Origin of the sequence: Acidovorax sp. HMWF018, assembly GCF_003061035.1 — a bacterium.
In the GTDB taxonomy this organism is placed as follows: domain Bacteria; phylum Pseudomonadota; class Gammaproteobacteria; order Burkholderiales; family Burkholderiaceae_C; genus Acidovorax; species Acidovorax delafieldii.
Genome location: NZ_QAIM01000509.1, coordinates 10,766 through 12,365, shown reverse-complemented (window position 1 = coordinate 12,365; position 1,600 = coordinate 10,766). Strand labels below are relative to the sequence as shown.

The 1,600-nt window shown below is 69.4% G+C and carries 3 protein-coding genes; all 3 read right to left on the bottom strand.

Annotation, left to right across the window (positions count from 1 at the left end):
• On the bottom strand, positions 1-219 hold a 219-nt coding region (locus DBR23_RS31460; protein ID WP_233250658.1), incomplete at its 3' end, for an ATP-binding cassette domain-containing protein.
• The gene (locus tag DBR23_RS21620) at positions 216-1,250 is read right to left on the bottom strand and encodes an iron ABC transporter permease (RefSeq protein WP_108499547.1); all 1,035 of its coding nucleotides are present in this window, start codon (positions 1,248-1,250) and stop codon (positions 216-218) included. The genes DBR23_RS31460 and DBR23_RS21620, both read right to left, overlap by 4 nt.
• Positions 1,247-1,600 (bottom strand): ABC transporter substrate-binding protein (locus DBR23_RS31455; protein WP_369882152.1); only part of this gene is annotated, 354 nt, incomplete at its 5' end. The genes DBR23_RS21620 and DBR23_RS31455, both read right to left, overlap by 4 nt.

Below are 1,600 nucleotides of genomic sequence, written 5' to 3'. Positions count from 1 at the left end.
TTGCACCAGCGGGCGGCCGAGCAACAACACGTCGCCCTGCACCGCCACACGCGGCAGCAGGCCCGCCAGCACCTTGAGCAGTGTGGACTTGCCCGCGCCGTTGGGGCCGACGATGCTGGTCCAGCGCCCGGCGGGCAATTGCAGGTCAATGCCCTGCAATATCGAGCGATTCCCGATGCTGGCGCTTATTCCATTTGCACTGATAGCTATTGATTTCATAGTGCGCCCCCTTGCGAGGTGCGCCGGTGCATGAGCCACAGCAGATAGGTGCCGCCCAGGGCCGCCGTGAGGACGCCCACGGGCAGCTCCTGCGGCGCCAGCAGCCAGCGCGCCAGGATGTCGGCCGCCATGAGCAGCACCGCGCCCATCAGGCTGGAGAGCACGATGTGCCGTTCGTGTGTCACGCGCACGATGGAACGCACCAGGTGCGGGGCCGCCAGCCCCACAAAGGCGATGAGCCCCGTCTGCGCCACCGCCGTGCCCGTGGCCAGCGCCATGGCAGCCACCAGCCCCACACGCATGGGCATGAGTGGCAGGCCCAGGCTGGCGGCCGTGGCCTCGCCCAGCGTGAGGCCGTCCAGCGCACGTGCCAGCATCCAGGCAACCACCGAGCACAGCGCCCAGGCCACGGCCATGAGAAAGCAGGCCGCCCAGCCCACAAAAGCCGTGCTGCCCAGCGTAAAGGCCTGCATGGCCTGCAGGATGTCGGGCGAGGCCAGTTCCACCAGGTCACGCAGCGCGCCCAGCACCACGCCCACAATCACCCCCGCCAGCAACAAACGCAGCGTGTGCTGCACGCCCTTGGCGAGCAGCAGCGTGAGCACCACCGCCCCCGCCGCGCCCAAAAATGCCATGCCCGTGATGCCGATGCGGGCCATCCACTGCGCCGCCAACGGCGACACCCCGAAGAGCGCCATGGCGACAGCCCCGCCCAGCGCTGCGCCCGAGGCGCTGCCCAGCAGGTACGGGTCGGCCAGCGGGTTGCGAAACAACCCCTGCGCCACCGCGCCCGACAGACCCAGCAGCGCCCCCGCCAGCCACGCACCCGCCGTGCGCGGCAGACGGATGTCCCACACGATCTGCCAGGCCACAGGGTCACCGTGCATGCGCAGCACGCTGTCAAAGCCCGTGCTGCCCACGCTGGCGCCACACACCGCCAGCAACGCGCTGGCGAGCAACAGCCAGGCGGCACACCATGCGGCGCGGCGGCTGGCGGAACCCGTGGGCAAGTCGATCGGAATGCTGGTCATGACGCTTTGTCCACCAGACACCGCGCCATGATGCGGGCCGCCTCGGCCATGCGCGGCCCAGGACGCACCACCACATCGGAATCGCCGGGGCCAAACACGCACAGCCGGTTCTCGCGGATGGCACGCATGGAAGCCCAGCCGGGGTACGGCACCATGGCCTGCATGCTGCGGTTGCCGATCATGATGATGTCGGGGTTGGCGCGCACCACGAACTCTGGGTTCAGGCGCGGAAACGGCCCCAGCGATGCTGGCACCACGTTGCGCACGCCCAGCCGGGTGAGCGATTCGCCAATGAACGACGCCTCGCCCGCGGCATAGGGCCCACGGCTCACCTCGAAGTACACACGCAC